The sequence below is a fragment of the Pseudomonas sp. GM74 genome (assembly GCF_000282455.1).
In the GTDB taxonomy this organism is placed as follows: Bacteria; Pseudomonadota; Gammaproteobacteria; order Pseudomonadales; family Pseudomonadaceae; genus Aquipseudomonas.
The window spans coordinates 1-19735 of record NZ_AKJG01000012.1 but is presented as its reverse complement, the minus strand read 5'-3'; the positions used below and the strand labels follow the sequence as shown (position 1 = coordinate 19735).

15 protein-coding genes are annotated in these 19735 nt (G+C 61.7%); 8 read left to right on the top strand and 7 right to left on the bottom strand.

Translation table 11 applies throughout. From position 1 onward, the window contains the following. Nucleotides 1-4: 4 nt before the first annotated feature. From PMI34_RS23690 to tssB, 3 genes are all read right to left on the bottom strand, one after another. Nucleotides 5-502 carry an Hcp family type VI secretion system effector gene (locus PMI34_RS23690; protein WP_008046674.1) on the bottom strand — a complete coding sequence of 166 codons (498 nt, stop codon included), beginning with the start codon at nucleotides 500-502 and terminating at the stop codon, nucleotides 5-7. A gap of 77 nt (nucleotides 503-579) precedes the next feature. Further along, nucleotides 580-2061, bottom strand: a complete 1482-nt coding sequence (gene tssC, locus PMI34_RS23695; protein WP_008017523.1) for a type VI secretion system contractile sheath large subunit — start codon at nucleotides 2059-2061, stop codon at nucleotides 580-582. A gap of 28 nt (nucleotides 2062-2089) precedes the next feature. Then, nucleotides 2090-2632, bottom strand: coding sequence for a type VI secretion system contractile sheath small subunit (gene tssB, locus PMI34_RS23700; protein WP_008046673.1), 543 nt, complete (start codon nucleotides 2630-2632; stop codon nucleotides 2090-2092). A 226-nt stretch (nucleotides 2633-2858) separates the two neighbouring features. Between tssB and PMI34_RS23705 the strand changes: the two genes are divergently transcribed. From PMI34_RS23705 to tssA, 5 genes are read left to right on the top strand one after another with little or no spacing between them, the layout of a single operon-like run. After that, nucleotides 2859-3308 carry a hypothetical protein gene (locus PMI34_RS23705; RefSeq protein WP_008046672.1) on the top strand — a complete coding sequence of 150 codons (450 nt, stop codon included), beginning with the start codon at nucleotides 2859-2861 and terminating at the stop codon, nucleotides 3306-3308. A 54-nt stretch (nucleotides 3309-3362) separates the two neighbouring features. Beyond that, nucleotides 3363-4694, top strand: a complete 1332-nt coding sequence (tssK, locus tag PMI34_RS23710; protein WP_008046671.1) for a type VI secretion system baseplate subunit TssK — start codon at nucleotides 3363-3365, stop codon at nucleotides 4692-4694. An 18-nt stretch (nucleotides 4695-4712) separates the two neighbouring features. Next, nucleotides 4713-5480, top strand: coding sequence for a DotU family type IV/VI secretion system protein (locus PMI34_RS23715; protein WP_008046670.1), 768 nt, complete (start codon nucleotides 4713-4715; stop codon nucleotides 5478-5480). Beyond that, nucleotides 5477-9298 (top strand): type VI secretion system protein, encoded by a 3822-nt coding sequence (locus PMI34_RS23720; protein WP_008046668.1) that lies wholly within the window; start codon nucleotides 5477-5479, stop codon nucleotides 9296-9298. The genes PMI34_RS23715 and PMI34_RS23720 overlap by 4 nt, the downstream gene beginning before the upstream one ends. Further along, nucleotides 9295-10383: a type VI secretion system protein TssA gene (tssA, locus tag PMI34_RS23725; protein WP_008046664.1), complete on the top strand. Its 1089-nt coding sequence runs from the start codon at nucleotides 9295-9297 to the stop codon at nucleotides 10381-10383. The genes PMI34_RS23720 and tssA overlap by 4 nt, the downstream gene beginning before the upstream one ends. Here tssA and PMI34_RS23730 read toward each other — a convergent pair. The 3 genes from PMI34_RS23730 to PMI34_RS23740 form a co-directional block, all read right to left on the bottom strand. Beyond that, entirely contained in the window at nucleotides 10380-11351 is a 972-nt protein-coding gene (locus PMI34_RS23730) for a 2-hydroxyacid dehydrogenase (protein ID WP_008046662.1), read from the bottom strand. The two genes, tssA and PMI34_RS23730, sit on opposite strands and share 4 nt — an antisense overlap. Nucleotides 11352-11534: 183 nt before the next feature. Next, nucleotides 11535-12122: a TetR/AcrR family transcriptional regulator gene (locus tag PMI34_RS23735; protein ID WP_008046660.1), complete on the bottom strand. Its 588-nt coding sequence runs from the start codon at nucleotides 12120-12122 to the stop codon at nucleotides 11535-11537. A gap of 28 nt (nucleotides 12123-12150) precedes the next feature. After that, the gene (locus PMI34_RS23740; RefSeq protein WP_008046658.1) at nucleotides 12151-12534 is read right to left on the bottom strand and encodes a tautomerase family protein; all 384 of its coding nucleotides are present in this window, start codon (nucleotides 12532-12534) and stop codon (nucleotides 12151-12153) included. 389 nt (nucleotides 12535-12923) lie between these two features. On the opposite strand from PMI34_RS23740, the gene PMI34_RS23745 reads away from it, so the two are divergent. Together PMI34_RS23745 and PMI34_RS23750 are read left to right on the top strand one after the other, a co-directional pair. Then, nucleotides 12924-14204 (top strand): serine/threonine transporter, encoded by a 1281-nt coding sequence (locus PMI34_RS23745; RefSeq protein ID WP_008046650.1) that lies wholly within the window; start codon nucleotides 12924-12926, stop codon nucleotides 14202-14204. 94 nt (nucleotides 14205-14298) lie between these two features. Beyond that, complete coding sequence (locus PMI34_RS23750; RefSeq protein WP_008046641.1) at nucleotides 14299-15951, top strand: SulP family inorganic anion transporter; 1653 nt, start codon at nucleotides 14299-14301, stop codon at nucleotides 15949-15951. 171 nt (nucleotides 15952-16122) lie between these two features. Here PMI34_RS23750 and acnB read toward each other — a convergent pair whose 3' ends face one another. Further along, the gene (gene acnB, locus PMI34_RS23755; RefSeq protein WP_032829376.1) at nucleotides 16123-18723 is read right to left on the bottom strand and encodes a bifunctional aconitate hydratase 2/2-methylisocitrate dehydratase; all 2601 of its coding nucleotides are present in this window, start codon (nucleotides 18721-18723) and stop codon (nucleotides 16123-16125) included. A gap of 458 nt (nucleotides 18724-19181) precedes the next feature. On the opposite strand from acnB, the gene PMI34_RS23760 reads away from it, so the two are divergent. Then, nucleotides 19182-19652 carry a DUF1289 domain-containing protein gene (locus PMI34_RS23760; RefSeq protein ID WP_032829374.1) on the top strand — a complete coding sequence of 157 codons (471 nt, stop codon included), beginning with the start codon at nucleotides 19182-19184 and terminating at the stop codon, nucleotides 19650-19652. Nucleotides 19653-19735: the final 83 nt, after the last annotated feature.

Sequence of the window (19735 nt, the reverse complement as noted above, 5' to 3'; positions counted from 1 at the left end):
CCGATTACTTGACGAGTTTGTTGGCGGCCATGTCCCAGGTCGAGGCGGCCGTGCCTTCCTTGGTGCCATCGTCTTTCTGCGCGGTCAGCTCCCATTTGATTTTGGTGAAGTTCAGCGACAGGGTTTCCACGGGTTTGCCACCCGTACCGCCGCTGACGCTGACGTTGGACAGCACCACGTTGGTCAGGGTGTAAATGATGAACGGCATCAGTTGACCACTGCCTTCAGCGGCGTTGCGGCCGATGATGACCTTGGCTTCCGGGATCGGTTTGCCGGCACAGCAGTATTCATTGAGGGAAGGTGTGGAACTGTCGACGAATTTGGTCAGCGTGAACTCGCCGATGTGCGGCTTGCCGGAGGTCCGCTCCGAGTTGCTGACGTCGTTGGTCACCTGCATGGCCACGTTGTGGCTGTAGGACATGACTTCGATCTTGTCCTTGTAGCCCTCGAGCAGGCTGTCGCCTTTGATGTCGCCGCCGAGGTCGAGAATAATTGCATCCATCGCATGAAACTCCTGAAGGTTATTGCGCTAGATAAGCAGGGAACTCCCGCCGGGCTGGCCGACGGGAGCGGGGCAGGTCAGGCGGCGACCGGTGGCGGCAGGGTGGCCACCAGGCGGATCGAGGCGGTCAGCTCTTCAAGCTGGAAGTGTGGCCGCAGGAATACCGTGGCCTTGTAGGCACCCGGCTTGCCTGCGACTTCCGTCACATCGACCCGGGCTTCACGCAACGGGTACTGCGCCTTGATCTCTTGCGGCGCGTTGTCGTTGATCAGCACGTAGTCGGCGATCCAGTTGTTGAGGTAGGTCTGCACGTTGTCGCGGGTCATGAAACTGCCGACCTTGTCGCGCATGATCACCTTCAGGTAATGCGCGAAACGCGAGGCCGCGAGCACGTACGGCAACATCGCCGAAATCCGCGCGTTGGCGTTGGCCTCGTTGGTGTTGTAGAGCTTGGACTTGTTGGTGGTCTGGCCGCCGAAGAACACTGCCACGTCGCTGTTTTTCTTGTGGCACAGGGCGATGAACCCCAGGTCGTTGAGCTCTTTTTCCCGGCGGTCGGTGATGGCCACTTCGGTCGGGCACTTGAGCGACAGGTCGCCGGAGGTGGTGCGGAAGGTGTGGGCCGGCAAGCCTTCGACCGCGCCGCCGCCTTCAGCTCCGCGAATCGCCGCGCACCAGCCGTATTTGGCGAAGGCTTCGGTGATGCGCTGGGACAAGGCCCAGGCAGCGTTGCCCCACAGGTATTTGCCGTGGTCGCTGCCGTTGACGTCCTCGACGTAGTTGATGCCCTCCACCGGCGAGGTGTCCGGGCCGTAAGGCAACCGCAAGAGGAAATGCGGCAGCACCAGCGATACGTAGCGCGAGTCTTCGCTTTCGCGGAAGGCGCGCCACTTGATCAGTTCCTGGCTCTCGAACACTTTCGACAGGTCGCGGGGCACGGCCAGTTCGGTGAAGCTGTTCATGTCGAACAACCGGGGGCTGGCGGCGGCAATGAACGGGGCGTGGGCGGCGGCAGCGACGTTCGACAGTTTTTCCAGCAGGCCGATGTCCTGCGGGTGCCGGCCGAAGGTGTAGTCGCCGACGAGCAGGCTGAAGGGGTGGCCACCGAAGGTGCCGTATTCCTCTTCGTAGATCTTTTTGAACAGCGCGCTCTGGTCGAACTCGACGGCTTTTTCCAGATCGTTCTGCAACTCTTTCTGGGTGACGTTGAGCAGGCGCAATTTTAACCGGGAACTGGTTTCGGTGTTTTGCACCAACAGGTGCAGGCCGCGCCAGGAGGCTTCGATTTTCTGTAGTTCGGGGTGGTGCAGCACCTCGTTGAGTTGCGCGCTGATCAACTGGTCGATCTGGCTGATGCGGTCGTTGATCATCGCCACGGTGTCCTTGTCGATGGCCATGCCTTCGTCGAGGACCTGAGTGGCGAACTCCGCGAGCATGTCGCGGGCATAGTCCTGCTGGCTATCGTCGTGGGCCATGCGGCCTTCGGCGATGATGCGGTCAAGCAGGGACAGGCTTTGGGTGGTGCTTTCACTGGTGTTGGCGCTGGCTGAAGCGGGCATGGCGACGTCTCCCTAAGTGAATGAGTGATCAGGCTTGCGGTTCGGCCGGTGCTTCGCTGTCGCCTGCGGGGGCGGCGGTGTCCGGACGGGCAGACTTGATCTCTTGCAAGCCTTCGGTATTGGCGATGACGTCGCGCAGCAGTTTGTCCAGGTCATCGTTGCCGTCGAGCTTGGTCAGCAGGTCGCGCAGACGCTGACGCGCTTCGAACAGGCGCCGTAGCGGGGTCACTTGTTCGACGACCTTCACCGGGTCGAAGTCGTCGATGTGTTTGAAGTTGAGTTCGATGTTGAGCTTGCTGTCATCGCCAGTGAGGGTGTTGGTGACTTGCAAGGTGGCGCGGGGGGCAATCGAGGCGAGCACTTCGTTGAAGTTGTCGCGGTCGATCTCGGTGAAGCGTCGTTCATTGAGCTTGGGAAGGGGCTCGAGCGGCTTGCCGGAAAGGTCGGCCAGAATGCCGACGACCAGCGGCAATTCTTTTTTCTCGATGGCGTTGCCGATTTCGACGTCGTAGGTGATTTGCACCCGGGGTGGGCGGACCCTGTCGAGCTTGTGCTGAGTACTTTCGGCCATGTTGGCTGACTCCGATGCATGAGCGGGCGCAATGCATCGGGAGGCCCGCTCATCGCTTTCCCTTGCTGGACCGTAGGTTAGAAAGGGTGGCAGATGGACCTGTCGTTCCTTTGACAAACCTTCCACATTCGGCATGGGGGACCGAACTATCCAAGACGCTAGAACAGGTCTATAAAAATGCAAGCGAAAACAATTTTGGACCGACCCGAGAAAAGGAAAATTCATTTTGTGTGCACGTTTTTTTGCATTCGCCCTGTTCCTGACCCTCGCCGGGTGCTCGTTTTTCGGGCCTCGGGTGGACCTCGATAACCTGACCCTGGACGTCGCGCCGAAGGCCAACGACGACACGCCGATTGCCGTGGATTTCATCGCCGTCAATGATCCGGATCTGCTCAAGCAGTTGTCGGGCATCACGGCGCGGCAGTGGTTCGCCGAGCGCGATCAATACCAGCGCGACTACCGGCAACTGATGACGGTTTGGGGGCTGGAGCTGGTGCCCGGCCAGTTCATCGACAAACAACCCTTCCCGCTGGGGGGCAAGCGGGCAACTGGACTTTTGGTCTTCGCCAGCTATAACACTCCCGGAGCACACCGGTTACGGCTCGATGACCAGAGCGATGCCTGGCTCAAGTTCGACAGTCGCGAGATGACGCTGGTCAGCAATACTCCGCAGTGAACACATTGCCAGGCCGCTGGTTTGCGCGGCGGCGTAGAGGTCGAAGGGAGTCGTATGAGCCTGTTACCTGACGCGGTTTGCTGGCACGAGGGCATGCAATTGCTGCCCCAGCATTTTCAGTTGCAAGGGCTGCGAGCCGAGGCGTTGGTGGCGCATTTTGCCCAGGCCTGCAATCCATGGTTCTGGGGCGTGAACCGGGTCGAATTCGACCCCGGCGCATTGAGTGCCGGGCTGGTGCGGGTGCTCGACCTGCAAGCGACGCTGCCGGACGGTTTGCCGATCAATCTGCAAGTGGGTGTCGGGCCGGCGCTGGAACTCGATGTCAGCGAAGCGGTCAACGCGTCGGAAAACGCCACGGTCACGGTGTACCTGGCCGTCAGCCCCTTGTGGCGTGCCGGTCAATTGCTGCCGCTCAAGGGCCGGCTGCAATCGGTGATCGGCGATGCGCTGCCGGATTTGACCAGCGGTGAGTACCCCGAGTCGATCACGGTGTGGCGTCCGAATCCGCGGTTGTGCACGCAACTGAACAAGGCCGATTCCATCTGTTTGCCACTGCTGAAAATCCGCAAGGAGGGCGGCGGCTTCCTTTCGCTGCCCTACACACCGCCCACGCCGTGCCTGCTGCCCGAGTCGGTGTTGGGTCGCCGGGTGGCCGGGCTGTGTGCCAGAGCGCGGGAGAAATGCATGTTCCTGGCCGGCCGCCTGCGCCAGGCGCAACAGGCCGGCAATCAAGACGATGCACTGGAAATCCGTCGACAACTGACGGCGCTCTGGGCGCGCCTGCCGGAGGTCGAGGGGACGCTGAACAGCCGATTGGCCACCCCGCAGGCATTGCACGGTTTGCTGCTCGGGCTGGCCGGTGCCTGGTCCGCGCTGGACCCTTTGGCCGGGGTTCCACCGTTCGCCCCCCTGGATTTTCTGGAGCTGCATCGCGGCTATGAACCGGTCCTGGACTGGCTCGAAACAACCCTCGAGTTGATCCGCGCCGGCTATCGCAGCCTGCCGTTCGAACGCAGCGAACAGAGCTTCTCGATTCAACTGCCGGACGATCAGCCGAGCCAGCGCCTGGTCATCGGTTTGCGCATGCCCAACGGCAGCAGCGAACAGGCGGCCGGCGAATGGCTGAGCGGCGCGATCATCGCCTCGGCGCCCCATGTGTCCTTGCTCAGTCGCCAGCGCATGAGCGGTTTGCCCCATGAGGCGATGAGCCGTAACGAGCAAGTGGCCTACAGCGTCGGCGACGACACGCGGTTGTTTGTGGTGACGGCCGAGGGTCAATGGTTCGACGGGCAATTGCCGTTGCTGATTGTCGCGCCGGCCGCCAAGCCGGCGAGCAGTCCATGGCAAGTGGTGTTGTTTGTGGCACAGGCCAGTGACAGTGCCTGATCAGGGAAGGGGCGTCGTATGTTCGAGGGGCATGCCGGGGCGGGTACACGGGGCTTGCGCGAAGCACCGTTGAGCAGCGCATTTCGCGAAGCCTGGTTGCAATGGTCACGGGAGTGGAATCAGCTGCCCAGGGACGGCGACGACGATGCGCTGGTGGAGGCGGTGGCCGACCTGTCGACGCAAATTTCCCAGCGTCTGTGGCGCACGGCTTTCGCCCGGGTTGGCGAAGCGGCGACCGATCAGGTCAAGGCGCTGGTCTATGCCTTTGTCGCCTTGATCGATGAAACGCTGGTGTTCACGCCGTGGCCGGGCCAGACCGCCTGGCAAGAAAAACCCCTGGAGTCGCGGATGTACACCAGCCGTCAGGCCGGTGAAAAACTGCCGGCGGCGATCAAGACGTTGCTGGACGAGCAGGTTCCCGCCACCCGCGACCTGGCCAATGTCTATTTGCAATGCCTGGTGTTGGGGTTTGAAGGACGGCTGCGGGGCGAGCAGAGTCAGGCCCGGCATGAAAAATTGCGCCTGGCACTGTTCACGTTTGCCTGGCAGCACGACGCGGAGTATGCCGATGTCATCGTCCGGCTCGAGCAGCCTTCGGCAGTACCCGCGGTGCAGTTGCCGGTGCGGCAGTCGTTGCCCGATGGCTTTCGCCTTGGACTGGTCATTCTCGCCATGGTCATGATTCTGACCGGGCTGGGGCAGTTCTTCTGGCGTGACATTCGCCAGGAACTCGACCCGGTGTTGCAGATGACCGACCCGGTGGCCACCTCGGAGCAAGACGCATGAGCACGCTGGAGATCGTGGGGCTGGTCATCGTCCTGTTGGTGGCGCTGGCGGTCATCGCGGTGGCGGTCTGGTGGTTGCGCACCCAGAGCGGGGCGGCGATCCGCAGTTTTTATAACGCGGTGCGTCATATGGAACAGGAGCAGGGCGCTCAGGACCGTTACCAGATTCCATGGCTGCTGATGCTCGGTGATGAAACCCAGGGCACCCAGTTGTGCAGCCAGTGGCGCTTGCAACCGACGGATAAACCGGCCTGGTTCGGGCGCTGGTGGTCGGACCCCGAAGGCGCGGTGCTGGTGGTGCCACAGGCGCTGTTTTTGCCCGATGAAGGCATGAGTCTGCAGCGCGGCGGCTGGTGGCGCCTGTTGGGGTTGATCCTGCGCCTGCGCAGCAAACGGCCACTGGACGGGGTGGTCTGGACCGTGCCGGTCAGCCGCCTGGGTAATGCCGAGCAGGCCGCGAACCTCGGTCTGGCGGCGCGCCGGCGCTTCATCGATCTGTTGCAGCGGTTTGGCCTGAGCCTGCCGGTGTACGTGGTGATCACCGGCATGGAAGAGCTGCCGGGTTTTCAGGAACTGATCTCGGCGCTCCCCGCCGATGCCCGCGAACGCACTTTGGGCTGGTCTTCACCCTTTGGTCCCGAGGCGGTCTGGCAGGCGCAATGGAGTGATCAGGCGCTGGACCAGGTGAATCGGGCCCTGTCGGAATCGATCATTGAAATCGGTGCGTTGTCCGGCCATCTCAAGGGCGAACTGTTCGGGTTGCCGGAACAATTCGAGGCCTTGAGGCATCATCTGCAAACCGTGCTCGAACCGGTATTCCAGGGCAATGCCCAAGGCGAGGCGCCACGTTTTCGTGGGGTGTACTTCACCGCCAACCAGCCCTCGCAAGAGGCTGCCGACGGGTTCTCAGCCCATGACAACGGGTTGCAACAGAGTGCTTTTGCCCGGCAATTGTGGCAGCGCCGGGTGGTTGCCGAACGCGGTCTGGCTCAGGTGGTGCCGCGCTTGCTGCGCCTGCGTCAGCGTTGGCAGCGACTGACCGGTGTGGTGACCCTGGTGATCGGCGTGGTCTGGGCCGCCAGCATGCTCTGGGTCTGGCAGGACTCGGTCAAGGATGCCCATGAGCTGTCGCGTCTGCTGCAAGGCGCGCAGAAGAATTACGTTGCAGTCACCGATGAGTCCCATAGGCTGGAGTCGACCCGGCGCAACGTCCAGGGGTTCTGGCGGGTCCTGGAAAAGGCTCCGCGCTGGAGCTTCACCTCGGTGGTGTTTCCCACCTCCTGGTTCTCGTCGCTGGACAGGCAACTGGAGGATCAACTGCGCCTGACTGCCCTGAGCCATATGTTGGAACCGCTACATGACTTGCTGAAGGCCGAACTGGTGCAACTCAAGGCCATTCGCAACACCGAGCGACGTGGCAACGTCGAAAACGAAGACCCGGCCCAATGGCAAAATTACGTCAAGGCCAAGGACCTGGTGGAGCGCGCGGTACGTCTCGAGCAACAGAATCAATGGTTCAGTCAGGCGCTGAACAACCCCAAGGCGCCGCTCGAAGATCTGGCGTTGCTGAGTAATAACGCGCTGTCGCTGAACCTCAATGCCGGTACGTTGCACCGTGCGGGTTTTTACAACCGGGTATTGCTCGATGCCAATGGCGGTGACTTCAAACCCCTGGACCTGGCCATGGAGCGCGCGGTCATCGAGGAGAACTTTTCCGGGCTCATGGAGCGTTGGCTTGACCAGTATTTTCTGGCCGACAACTTCGTCCGGCAGGCCGGTTATCTCAAGCTGCACCTTGAACGGCTGGAGGCCGGCAGCGGCAATTCCCTGGCGGAACTCGAAGACTTGCGCGCGCTGATCGACGACCTGCAAGCATTGGTCGGGCTGACCAATTCGGCCTGGAGTCGCGGCAAGGGGCAGGACCTGGTGCCGGGTTATCGCGAGATGATGGACAAGGTGCGCCAGAGCAGCCTGCTCGGCCCGCAGATCGAGCAACAGCTGGACCAGCAAGCGTCCAGGTTGCAGCAAAGCTTTCGTGATCAATGGATCGCCCAGGCGGGGGCGCGGGGTAACTTGCTGGTTCAGCAAGGCAGCGGGCAGCTGAGCTTGCAAGTGCATGTCAACCAGCTGAACAACGCGGTACAGGCCCTGTTCAAACGGGATTTCGTGGCCATCGCCTTGCGCGCGGATCAGGCTGCCGCTGCCGTTCAGGGGCAGAACGTCGATGGCGATGACCTCGGTACGGCGCTGAATTATTTTGCCAGCTACAAGAGTTATGCCGCCGAAGAACTTCCACGCATTCCCCCGGCGTATCGCGATGCGGTGCTTCAGGCGGCAGAGGGGGCGGCGGCCAAGGCCATGTGGTTGAGTCTCAAGGACCAGAACGACCAACCCCGTGGCGACGATGTATTCAACGTGCTGGCGCCACAGGCCGTGGCCTTGCAAAAAGCCTTCGCCGAGGTCCATCGCAACGATCTGGCCATGCGTGTGCAAAACGCGCTGAACCGTCGCGCCATGGCCCAGGTGGTCAGCGGTCTGGACGAGATTACCGCGCAACCGTTGTTCAGCGGGCGCAGTGAGATCAGTCAGTGGGACGGCTCGAAAAACCTCGGCCTGCAACTGTTTGGCGCCCTTGATGTGCAGGATTTGAAACTGAGCCTCAAGCAGCAATTCAACACCATGCTCGGCATCACCGAACGGCGCACTTCGGCGCTGGAGTGGCTCAAGACCCAGCAACAGGGTCTCTCGGCGCTGGATTACGAGCGTGTCATGCAATTCAGCGCGCTCAACGATGAACTGCTCAAGTACAAGGATCAGAATCCCGCCAGCTCACCGGCCCAGATCGAGCAGTTGGTGAGCCGCGACTTCATTGAAATGGACGCCACGTCCTGCGGCCGGATTCTGCAGACAGCCAGCTTGTCCGGCGGGCGCGGGACGCTGGCCCTGCGTGCCCTGGATCTGCAACAGAGCGCGATGCAACGCTGTCAGTTCTTGCAGCAGCAACAAGCAGCGGCGGCCTGGAACGACCTGGCCAACTATTTCAATCAATACCTGGCCGAGCGTTTCCCGTTTGCCAATGGCGTGCAGGCCACCGACGCCGATCCGGCCAGGGTTCAGCACTTCCTCGACTTGATCGACAAACGACTGCCCGTGGCGCAGGCCGGGTTGCAGCTGAGCCAGACGCCGGAGCGCCTGGCTGCCGAGGATTTCCTCAACCGCTTGAAGTTGGCCAGCACCTGGCTGGGTCCGCTGTTCGTGCGGGACAAGAGCGGCATCCTCGGCGTTGAAATGGACGTGCGCTGGCGCACCGATCGTGAGGAGGAGCGTGGCGCCGATCAAGTGATCGCCTGGGGCTTGAATGCCGGTAATCAACAAATCAGTTACCCCGGCGAGCCACAGCCCAACCTGCGCTGGATGGTCGGCCAACCGGTCCGGCTGACCTTGCGTTGGGCCAGGAACGGCTCGCAACGTCCGGCCAATGATCCGTTGCAGCCCAACCTGATGGTGCGTGATTTCGAAGCCGGTTGGGAGTACGGCGGCCCATGGTCGTTGCTGCGCCTGATCCGTTCACACCAGTCGGTGCAGCGCCAGCCGAATATGGACTTCACCGATTTTCCGCTGACATTGCGCCTGCCGGTCACCGCACAGGCCAGCACGGCCGAGCAGACGCTGATGTTTGTGCGTGTGTCGTTAATGAGCCAGGGCTCGAAATTTCCGCTGTCCATTCCACCGCTGCCCACCCGGGCCCCGCGTTCACCGTTCATGCAAACCAGGGCGACTGTGTCTGCGACGGTCATGACTGAGGAGGAGGGCTTGTGAACCTGACTTCACCACCGTTGCCGGAGCTGATTGCCCGACTGCTCGAACCGATCAGCGAAGAGGCACCCTGCGGCGAGGATTTGCGTTACGAGCGTGAGTTCGACCTGGCCCGCGAACTGCGCCGGGAGGACGACACCAGCCTGCCAACGGGAGTCTGGCAATCGTCGATCAAACGGGCGCAATGGCCCGAGCTGGAAAAACTGACCACCACGCTGCTGCTTGAACGCAGCAAGGATTTGATGGTGTGCGCCTGGCTCGGCGAGGCCTGGTTGCATCGGTCCGGCCTGGACGGGTTGCCCGGCAGCCTCGCGCTGGTTGCGGGCTTGTGCGAGCGCTACCCCGATCAGCTTCATCCCCGGGCCGAAGACGGTGACCAGTCATGGCGGGTCATTCCCCTGGAGTGGCTGGTGCGGCGCTACAGCGAAGTGTTGCTGACACGGGTGGCGCTGATCGATCCGCGTCACGGGGAATTCGACGGTTACTGTCTGGACGCGTGGCGGCGATTACAGCTGCAACAGGTACTGGTCAATGACAGCAAGGCTGCAAAAACCGCGGCGGAAACAGCACGGGGCGAACAGCAAAAACTCACCGAACTGATCCGGTCGACACCTCTGTCCCACTGGCTACGCCGCCAGGACAACCTGCTGGCGAGCCTGCAACATCTGCAACGGCTGCAAGCCTGGAGCGATGCTTACCTCGGCGCCCAGGCACCGGGCTTCAGGGGCTTGCTGGAAGTGATCGAGGCATTATTGACACGGGTACAGGAGTTCATCGCCATGCAGCCACGACTGTTGACCGAAGTGCCGGTGGAGTCGCCATCCCTGGCGGCGTCGGAATCGGCCGGGCTGGCGTCGGCGCCATCCACACCTCAGGTGTTTCGCGAGCCGGCGAGCCGCGACGAGGCCTATCGGCAATTACTGTTGATTGCCGAGTACCTGACACGCACCGAACCCCACAGCCCCGTCCCTTACTTGATTCGCAGGGGGGTGGAGTGGGGCAATAAACCGCTGAGTGAACTGTTGGGTGAACTGATCTCGGCCGATGCCGAATCCCGTCGCCTGTGGACGCTGTTGGGTGTTCTTTAATCGGTGACCGGGTACGGCGTGATCGGCGCGGGCAAGGCAATCGGCGTGAGCACCGGTTGGCCGGAGAAAAACGCCACGAGGTTCTTGCCCACCAGTTCGACGGTGCCCTGGGTGGCTTCCGGGGATAGCCCGGCGACATGGGGGGTGAGGATCACGTTGCTCAGGGTCTTGAGTGCATCCGGCACTTTCGGTTCGGCGTCGAACACATCCAGCGCGGCGCCGGCGATCCGGCGTTGCTCAAGGGCGCTGATCAGGTCGGCAGTGGCAATCACGCTGGCCCGGGCAATGTTGACGATAAACCCGTTGGGGCCCAACGCGTCGAGCACCGGGCGATTGATCAGTTGCCGGGTGCCCACGCCGCCGGGCGTGGCGACGATCAGGAAGTCCGAGGCCCGCGCCAGTTCGGTCGGGGTCGAGCAGAAGGTGTAGGACACATCGCTGCGATGCTGGCGATTGTGGTAGCAAATCTCCATGTCGAAACCGGCGCCGGCGCGTTTGGCGATGGCCATGCCGACCGCGCCGAGGCCGAGGATGCCCAGGCGTTTGCCGGCGAGGGAAGGGCGCATGATCTTCGGCCACTCGCCGCGCCGTACGGCGGCATCACAGCGGGGGATGTCGCGCACCAGCGACAGCAGCAGCGCCATGGCATGGTCGGCGACGGACGAGGCGTTGACCCCGGCGCCATTGGTGACGGTGATGCCCCGGTTGGCGGCGGCCTGCAGGTCGACGTGTTCATAGCCGGCACCGATCACGCAGATGATCTTGAGATTGGGCAGCGCGGCGATTTCTTCGGCATACAGCCCCAACGGGCCACGGGTGAGGACGGCGTCGATCTGCCCGGTGTGGCGGGCGATGGCTTCGGCGCGCTCGGCGGGCGTCGGGGCCAGGATCAGGTGAAAGCCCTGATGTTCAAGGATAGGCAGGTAATCATTGATGGTTTCAACCAGTACCAGAACGGTTACAGGCATGCTTGGCTCCCTGTGGGCATCGAAAAATCGGCTGGAACGCCACTTGAGATTGCTGACTTCAGGCCGGCTTGGCAACCACCAGCGATCGCAGCCCGTGGCAGCTCCTGGGCCCTGGCGGGCACCGGGCTGAGTGCCGGAGTTGGCAAAGCCTGCGATCTTTTTATTGCGCGGGGTGAGGTCGCTTTACTTCGGCGGCATGAGGACGGCCCGGGCAGCTTCGAGAATTTCATCCGACAGCGGATCGCCCCGGGTGGCCCGGGACAGCATCAGCGCACCGAACATCAGCGAATACTGCACCAGCGCCTGCTGCCGCTTGCCTGCTTCGTCCTCTGCGTCCAGCAGCGAGCCGAGGGAATCGAGCAGGTTGTTCAGGCCCAGCAGATAGGTTTGGCGCAAGCCGCTCTCGGCGGCCTCATGGCACATGTCCCCGGCAAAGGCGACCACCGGGCAGCTGTCGCCCGGATTGTCCCGGCTTTCGCTGGACAGGTAGGTTTCGACCACGGCGCGGTGGGACGCGTCCTTGCTGTCATGCTCGGCCACCCGTCCCAGCCAGCGTTGCGCGGCCTGTTCGAAAGCCCGGCCGCTGGCCTCTTGCGCCAGGGCCTCCCTGGATTCGAAGTGCCCGTAGAAACCGCCGTGGGTCAGGCCCGCGGCAGCCATCACATCGACCACACTGATCCCGTGCAGGCCGCGCTCGCGAAACAGCCGGGTGGCGGCATCGACGATAGTTTCGCGGTTGAGGTCGGCTTGTTTACGGGAAACTCGGGGCATGGGTCATTCTCGGTTTGCAGGTTGAATATCAGAGGGCGTATTGGGCAATCCCGTTGCCGAACGACCAGTTCTCTTTTTTCACTTCCACCAGATTGATGAAAACGTCCTCCAGTCGCACGGCCAGCTCTGCGTTAAGGCTTTCGGCGATGGTCTTGTAGAGGTTTTTTTTCTGCTCCAGGGTTCGCCCTTCGTTGAGGGTGATCTGGATGACGACCAGGTTATCGGTGCGGTTGATGCCCAGATACTCGGGATCAAAGATGAAATGCTGCTCGTCGTGTTCAGTCAGGATCTGGAAGTTGTCGTGCTCCGGTACGCCAATGGTCTGGCGCATGGCGGCATAGATCAGTTGCCCGATGCGTTTGGCGTGGGTGGGGTCCCGGTGTTTTTTGATGTCGACGCGAACCAGTGGCATGGGCAGACTCCGGAAGGAATGCGGGTCGGTTAAAAATACATGATGGTAGACCTTTATCAAGTGGCAAACGCCATCTTGCGATGAAGCACAGGATCTGAAAACCGCACAAATCCCTGTGGGAGCGGCGGTGCGGCGATCCGACTTGCCCGCGAAAGCGGTGTGTCAGTCACCTCAACGCTGAATGTGCCGCCTTCGCGGGCAAGCCCGCTCCCACAGGTTGTGTGTCGTTCATTTTCGCTCGATTGGTACCACCGTTCCTCACCTAAGTCTTTGCTTCTGCTCACTAATCCCCCAGAATGCCGCCCCTGTTTCGGCCGGACGCCGCCTGTCGGGTATTCCGACGCGTCCTGGCCGGGTGGCAAGTGACCGGAATGTGGAGATCCCACCGGATGAATGATCAGGCCAATAGCGTTAACGAACGCTATGTAGAAGCGACACCTGCGACGCTGTCGAGCTGGAATCGCCAGGACACCACCTGGATGCTGGGCCTGTTTGGCACGGCGATTGGTGCCGGAACCCTGTTTTTGCCGATCAACGCAGGCCTGGGCGGTTTCTGGCCGCTGCTGATCCTGGCGTTGCTGGCGTTCCCGATGACGTTCTACGCACACCGCGGGCTGACCCGTTTCGTGCTGTCCGGTCGCGAAGGCGCCGACATCACTGAAGTGGTGGAAGAGCATTTCGGCATCAAGGCCGGCGCGCTGATCACCTTGCTGTACTTCTTCGCCATTTTCCCGATCCTGCTGATCTACAGCGTGGCCCTGACCAACACGGTCGGCAGCTTCATGGAGCATCAACTGCACATCACGCCGCCACCGCGCGCCGTGCTGTCGCTGGTGCTGATCCTCGGCCTGCTGGCGGTGGTGCGATGCGGTGAGCAATTGATCGTCAAGGCCATGAGCCTGATGGTCTACCCGTTCATCGTTGCGCTGCTGTTCCTGGCGGTGTACCTGGTTCCCCACTGGAACGGTGGCATCCTCACCACCGCGAGCAGCGTGCCGGCGCCATCGGCGCTGCTGCATACCCTGTGGCTGGCGATTCCGGTGATGGTGTTCTCGTTCAACCACTCGCCGATCATTTCGGCCTTCGCCGTGGACCAGAAGCGTCGCTACGGTGAGCACGCCGAGCAGCGCAGCTCGCAGATCCTGTCCCGCGCCCACCTGCTGATGGTGGTGATGGTGCTGTTCTTCGTCTTCAGTTGCGTGCTGACCCTGTCGCCAGCGCAACTGGCCGAAGCCAAGGCGCAGAACCTGTCGATCCTGTCGTACCTGGCCAACCACTTCAGCAACCCGACCATCGCCTTTGCGGCGCCGTTGATTGCCTTCGTGGCCATTTCCAAGTCGTTCCTGGGGCACTACATCGGTGCCAGCGAAGGCCTCAAGGGCCTGATCGTCAAGAGCGGCAAGCGTCCGTCCGCCAAGGCCCTGGACCGTATGACCGCCGCGTTCATGCTGGTGGTGTGCTGGATCGTCGCCACGCTGAACCCGAGCATCCTCGGCATGATCGAAACCCTCGGTGGCCCGGTGATCGCGGCGATCCTGTTCCTGATGCCGATGTACGCCATCCGCAAGGTGCCGGCGATGGCACGCTATCGCGCACAGGCATCCAACGTCTTCGTGACGGCGGTGGGCCTGGTGGCGATCACGGCGTTGATCTACTCGCTGACCGCGTGATCCACCGGCCTGCTCGCGCAGTGCCGGGTTGACAGCTACAGTGGCCGCTGCACGTGATACGTGCAGCGGTTTTTTTTCGCCTGGAGGCACTGGATTGTCGAGCGAACCAAAGGCTGATCCCACCGAGCAACCCAACCGTTGGCAGGACCTGTTGGCAGGGCTGTCGATTGCCGGTCTGTTGCTGCCCGAAGCGGTCGCCTACTCAAGCATCGCCGCACTGGCGCCCCAGGCCGGGGTGATCTCCCTGTTCGCCGGGTTGCTGTGTTATGGCCTGTTCGGCACCAGCCGCTTTGCGATTGTCTCGGCCACTTCATCCTCCGCCGCCGTGCTGGCCGCCGCGACTGCCACCCTGGCCAATGGCGACCCCGGGCTTCGCGCGACCCTGGCCTTCTGCCTGGTGCTGGTGACCGGGGCGTTTTTCTTGCTGGCGGGGCTGTTCAAGCTCGGCAGCGTGACCTCGTTCATCGCCAAGCCGGTGCTGCGCGGCTTTGCCTTTGGCCTGGCGCTGACCATCATCCTCAAGCAGGTCGCCAGCGTGGTCGGCGTGCATTTGACCGATGCCAACCTGGTGCGCTTGCTGCCGCAACTGCTGGAGCAACTGCCGCAATGGAACTGGGTGGCAGCTGGCGTCGGCGCCGTGGCATTGGCCTTGTTATGGCTGTTTGCGCGGTTTCGGCGCTTGCCCGGAGGTTTGTTGGTGGTGGTGATCGGCATTGCGGCGGGGCAGTGGCTGGACCTGCCGGCTTATGGTGTGAAGCTGATCGGCGTGATCGACCTGAGCCTGGAGGTGCCGAAGCTGCCGGTACTGCCGTTTGCCGACTGGCTGCGTCTGGGGGAATTGGCGTTCGCCATGGTGATGATTCTGTATGCGGAGTCCTACGGCTCGATCAGTTCTTATGCGCTAAAGCATCACGACCGGGTGACCTCGAACCGCGACCTGCTGGCGCTGGGAGCTTCCAACTTGCTGTCTGGTCTGTTCCATGGCATGCCGGCGGGCGCGGGGTATTCGGCGACGTCGGCCAATGAGGCGGCGGGTGCCACTTCGCGCCTGGCCGGTATCGTGGCGGCGCTGGTGGTGCTGGTCATTGTCCTGACGGTGCTGCCTTACATCGCCCTGACCCCGGAACCGATCCTCGCCGCCATCGTCATCCATGCCCTGGGGCGCGGCTTGAGCCTGCAGCCGCTGGGACGCTATTTCATCTGGCGCCGAGACCGCTTGCTGGTGATCTGCGCCGTGGGGGCGGTGTTGGTGCTGGGGGTGCTGGACGGCTTGCTGGTGGCGGTGGCGATCAGTGTGTTGCTGATGCTCAAGCAGATGTCGGCGGCGGATATCCAGATTCTGGGGCGCATCGATGGCGGTCACGACTTTGTCGACCTGCAACGCCACCCAACGGCGCAAGCAGTGCCTGATGTGCTGATTGTGCGGCCGGGGGAAGCGTTGTTCTTTGCCAACGTCGAGCGGATTCTTGGGGGTGCCTTGCGTCTGATCCGGCATTCGCAAACGCCGATTCATACGGTGATTCTAAGTCTTGAGGAATCGCCAGATCTGGATGGCACCAGCATCGAGGCGTTGCAGGAGTTTTTCGTACGGGTGCGTCAGGAAGGTAAGTGTTTGATTCTGGCTCGTCTCAAGGACGACGCACAAACGGCGTTGGTGGCATTGTCGCAGGTGCAATCAAGCGGTGTGATTCTGAGTGGTTTGAGTGTGGATGGGGCGGTGCAGCAGGCGCTCAAGCCGTACGCATAACCTGTGGGAGCGAGCTTGCTCGCGATAGCGGCGGGTCAGTCGACATGGATGTAACAGACAGACCGCTATCGCGAGCAAGCTCGCTCCCACAGGGGTAGGGGGCTGAGGCAGAAGGCATAAAAAAACGCCGCTCATCTCACGATGGGCGGCGTTTTTCATTGCGTTGCAACGTTAGGCTTGAACGACCGGGATGTTGGCGTTCGCAGCAGCTTCACGGAACTCGGCGATCTGGTCGAAGGACAGGTAGCGGTAGACATCGGCCGCCATGCTGTCGATCTTGCCAGCGTATTCCATGTACTCCTCGACGGTCGGCAGGCGACCCAGGATGGAAGCCACGGACGCCAGCTCAGCCGAAGCCAGGTAGACGTTCGCGCCGTCACCCAGACGGTTCGGGAAGTTACGGGTCGAAGTCGACACGACAGTCGAGTTCGGCTCGACACGTGCCTGGTTACCCATGCACAGCGAGCAGCCTGGCATTTCCATGCGCGCGCCGGCCTTGCCGTAGATGCCGTAGTAACCTTCTTCGGTCAGTTGGTGAGCGTCCATCTTGGTCGGCGGCGACAGCCACAGACGGGTTGGCAGCTGACCCTTGACCTGTTCCAGCAGCTTGCCGGCAGCGCGGAAGTGACCGATGTTGGTCATGCACGAACCGATGAACACTTCGTCGATCTTCTCGCCAGCAACGCTGGAGAGCAGGCGAGCGTCGTCCGGGTCGTTCGGAGCGCACAGTACAGGCTCCTTGATGTCGGCCAGGTCGATCTCGATGACTTCGGCGTACTCGGCGTCCTTGTCCGCTTCCATCAGCTCAGGGTTGGCCAGCCAGGCTTCCATCGCCTGGGCACGACGCTCCAGGGTACGGGCATCGCCGTAGCCTTCGCCGATCATCCAGCGCAGCAGGGTGATGTTGGACTGCAGGTATTCGGCAATCGACTCTTTGGACAGCTGGATGGTGCAACCGGCAGCCGAACGTTCAGCCGAGGCGTCGGACAGTTCGAACGCTTGCTCGACGGTCAGCTTAGGCAGGCCTTCGATCTCCAGGATGCGACCGGAGAAGGCGTTCTTCTTGCCTTTCTTCTCTACGGTCAGCAGGCCAGCCTGGATCGCGTAGTAAGGAATGGCGTGAACCAGGTCACGCAGGGTGACGCCTGGCTGCAGTTCGCCCTTGAAGCGAACCAGGACCGACTCAGGCATGTCCAGCGGCATGACGCCGGTGGCAGCGGCGAACGCAACCAGACCGGAACCGGCCGGGAACGAGATGCCGATCGGGAAACGGGTGTGGGAGTCACCACCGGTACCGACGGTATCCGGCAGCAGCATGCGGTTGAGCCACGAGTGGATGATGCCGTCGCCCGGACGCAGGGAAACACCGCCGCGGGTCATGATGAAGTCAGGCAAGGTGTGGTGGGTGGTCACGTCGATCGGCTTTGGATAAGCCGCGGTGTGGCAGAAGGACTGCATCACCAGGTCGGTCGAGAAGCCCAGGCACGCCAGGTCTTTCAGTTCGTCACGGGTCATTGGACCGGTGGTGTCCTGGGAACCCACGGTGGTCATTTTCGGTTCGCAGTAGGTGCCCGGGCGAACGCCGGTCACGCCGCAAGCCTTGCCAACCATTTTCTGCGCCAGGGTGAAACCCTTGGTGCTTTCAGCCGGAGCTTCAGGCTTCTTGAACAGGGTCGAAGGTGGCAGACCCAGCTCGGTGCGAGCCTTCTCGGTCAGGCCACGGCCGATGATCAGCGGAATACGGCCGCCAGCACGAACTTCGTCCAACAGCACCGGGGTCTTCATTTCGAAGGTGGTCAGGACTTCGTCGGTGCCGTGCTTGCAGACTTTGCCAGCATGCGGGTACAGGTCGATCACGTCGCCCATGTGCATGTTGGAAACATCGAATTCGATTGGCAGTGCGCCGGCATCTTCCATGGTGTTGTAGAAGATCGGAGCGATCTTGCTGCCGAAGCAGAAACCGCCGGCACGCTTGTTCGGCACGTAAGGAACGTCGTCGCCGAAGAACCACAGTACGGAGTTGGTTGCCGATTTACGCGAAGAACCGGTACCGACCACGTCACCGACGTAGGCGATAGGGAAGCCGGCGTTGCGCATTTCTTCGATCTGCTTCATCGGACCGGTGACGCCTTGTGCGTCAGGCACGATGCCGTCGCGAGCCATTTTCAGCATGGCCAGGGCGTGCAGCGGGATGTCCGGGCGGGACCAGGCGTCAGGCGCAGGGGACAGGTCGTCGGTGTTGGTTTCGCCGGTGACCTTGAACACGCGCAGGCTGATCTTGTCGGCCAGGGTCGGGCGCTTCACGAACCACTCGCCGTCAGCCCAGGATTGCAGCACGCCTTGGGCGTGAACGTTACCGTTCTTGGCTTTTTCAGCGACGTCGTGGAAGGCGTCGAACATCAGCAGGGTGTGCTTGAGTTCTTCGGCAGCTACTGGAGCCAGTTCGGCGTCGTCCAGCAGGTTAACCAGAGTCACGATGTTGTAGCCGCCCTGCATGGTGCCGAGCAGTTCAACAGCGCGCTTCTTGTCGATCAGGGGGGATTTGGCTTCGCCTTTGGCGATGGCGGACAGGAAGCCGGCCTTTACATAGGCTGCTTCGTCCACTCCAGGCGGAACGCGATTGGTGATCAGGTCAACGAGGAATGCTTCTTCGCCAGCCGGGGGATTTTTCAGCAGCTCGACCAGGCCTGCAGTTTGTTCGGCGTTTAGCGGCTGGGGAACGATACCCAGTGCTGCGCGCTCTTCGATATGTTTGCGGTAGGCTTCAAGCACAGTTATTACCCTCATCAGTGGTCCCAAATGGGTGTCCGGGACGCTCATCCCGAAATTGCCGTACTCATGCGCTGCATGGCGTTGTGAGCCACTTAGCCAGAATTACCGACAATTCCTTACAGAAGCTGCTTTCAAAGTTTTACGCCTGCAGAACGGGAGCTGATGAGGGTTGGCGTTGGGCTTTTCCCCGCTGGAAAAACCCCTCGCCAACACCGCTCTGAAGGAACGACTGTGCTCGTGACGCTTTGAAAACAGCTTCTAACGGACATTGGCGCCTAAAAAGGCAGGCTGATTCTACGGCAAAAAAAAATTTAAGGTAAGTCAGTGTTTATTGGACTTTGGTGGCGGTGCTCAGCAGAGCCCGATTCTCCATGGGCCCTGAACTTTGAGGGGTGATCAATGGCCGACAAAGGGCTAACATGCGGGCCTGTTCTGCCTTCTCGCGTTTTTGCCTATCTATGCCCAATCAGACCATCAAGACACCCTGCGTCGGCCTCTGCTCCACTGTTTACGGTGACCTGGTGTGCCGTGGCTGCAAGCGTTTCCACCACGAAGTGATCCACTGGAACGGTTACAACGAGGAAGAAAAGCGCGCGGTATGGCTGCGTCTTGAGCAGTTGCTGTCCCAGGTGATGGCCGCCAAGGTGGAAATTTTCGACCCGGCACTGCTGAGAATGCAGCTGGAGCAGCGCAAGATCCGCTTCGTGCCCCATCAGTCGGAATATTGCTGGGCCTACCAGTTGATCGCGCGCGGTGCGCGGGTGATCAACAACCTGGAAGCCTACGGGATGGTGCTGCTGCCGGAGTTTCGCGAGTGGAACCTGCCGGAATTGCGCGACGCCATTGATCGGGAGTTTTTCCTGCTCTCCGAAGCCCATTACCAGCGCTACATTGCGCCGGGGTTCCTCAAGGACGCGTTTGAAGGCTGAGTTTTAAAAGCTTCGCGAGCAAGCCCGCTCCCACAGGGGATTTGCGTCGTTCACAAATCCTCTAATGAAATGGCTACCCCCTT

Coding starts and splice junctions, on each gene's coding strand:
- PMI34_RS23690 (WP_008046674.1), bottom strand. CDS start 502: ATGGATGCAATTATTCTCGACCTCGGCGGCGACATCAAAGGCGACAGC.
- PMI34_RS23715 (WP_008046670.1), top strand. CDS start 4,713: ATGTTCGAGGGGCATGCCGGGGCGGGTACACGGGGCTTGCGCGAAGCA.
- tssC (WP_008017523.1), bottom strand. CDS start 2,061: ATGCCCGCTTCAGCCAGCGCCAACACCAGTGAAAGCACCACCCAAAGC.
- PMI34_RS23735 (WP_008046660.1), bottom strand. CDS start 12,122: ATGCCCCGAGTTTCCCGTAAACAAGCCGACCTCAACCGCGAAACTATC.
- tssB (WP_008046673.1), bottom strand. CDS start 2,632: ATGGCCGAAAGTACTCAGCACAAGCTCGACAGGGTCCGCCCACCCCGG.
- PMI34_RS23740 (WP_008046658.1), bottom strand. CDS start 12,534: ATGCCACTGGTTCGCGTCGACATCAAAAAACACCGGGACCCCACCCAC.
- PMI34_RS23745 (WP_008046650.1), top strand. CDS start 12,924: ATGAATGATCAGGCCAATAGCGTTAACGAACGCTATGTAGAAGCGACA.
- tssK (WP_008046671.1), top strand. CDS start 3,363: ATGAGCCTGTTACCTGACGCGGTTTGCTGGCACGAGGGCATGCAATTG.
- PMI34_RS23730 (WP_008046662.1), bottom strand. CDS start 11,351: ATGCCTGTAACCGTTCTGGTACTGGTTGAAACCATCAATGATTACCTG.
- PMI34_RS23760 (WP_032829374.1), top strand. CDS start 19,182: ATGCCCAATCAGACCATCAAGACACCCTGCGTCGGCCTCTGCTCCACT.
- PMI34_RS23720 (WP_008046668.1), top strand. CDS start 5,477: ATGAGCACGCTGGAGATCGTGGGGCTGGTCATCGTCCTGTTGGTGGCG.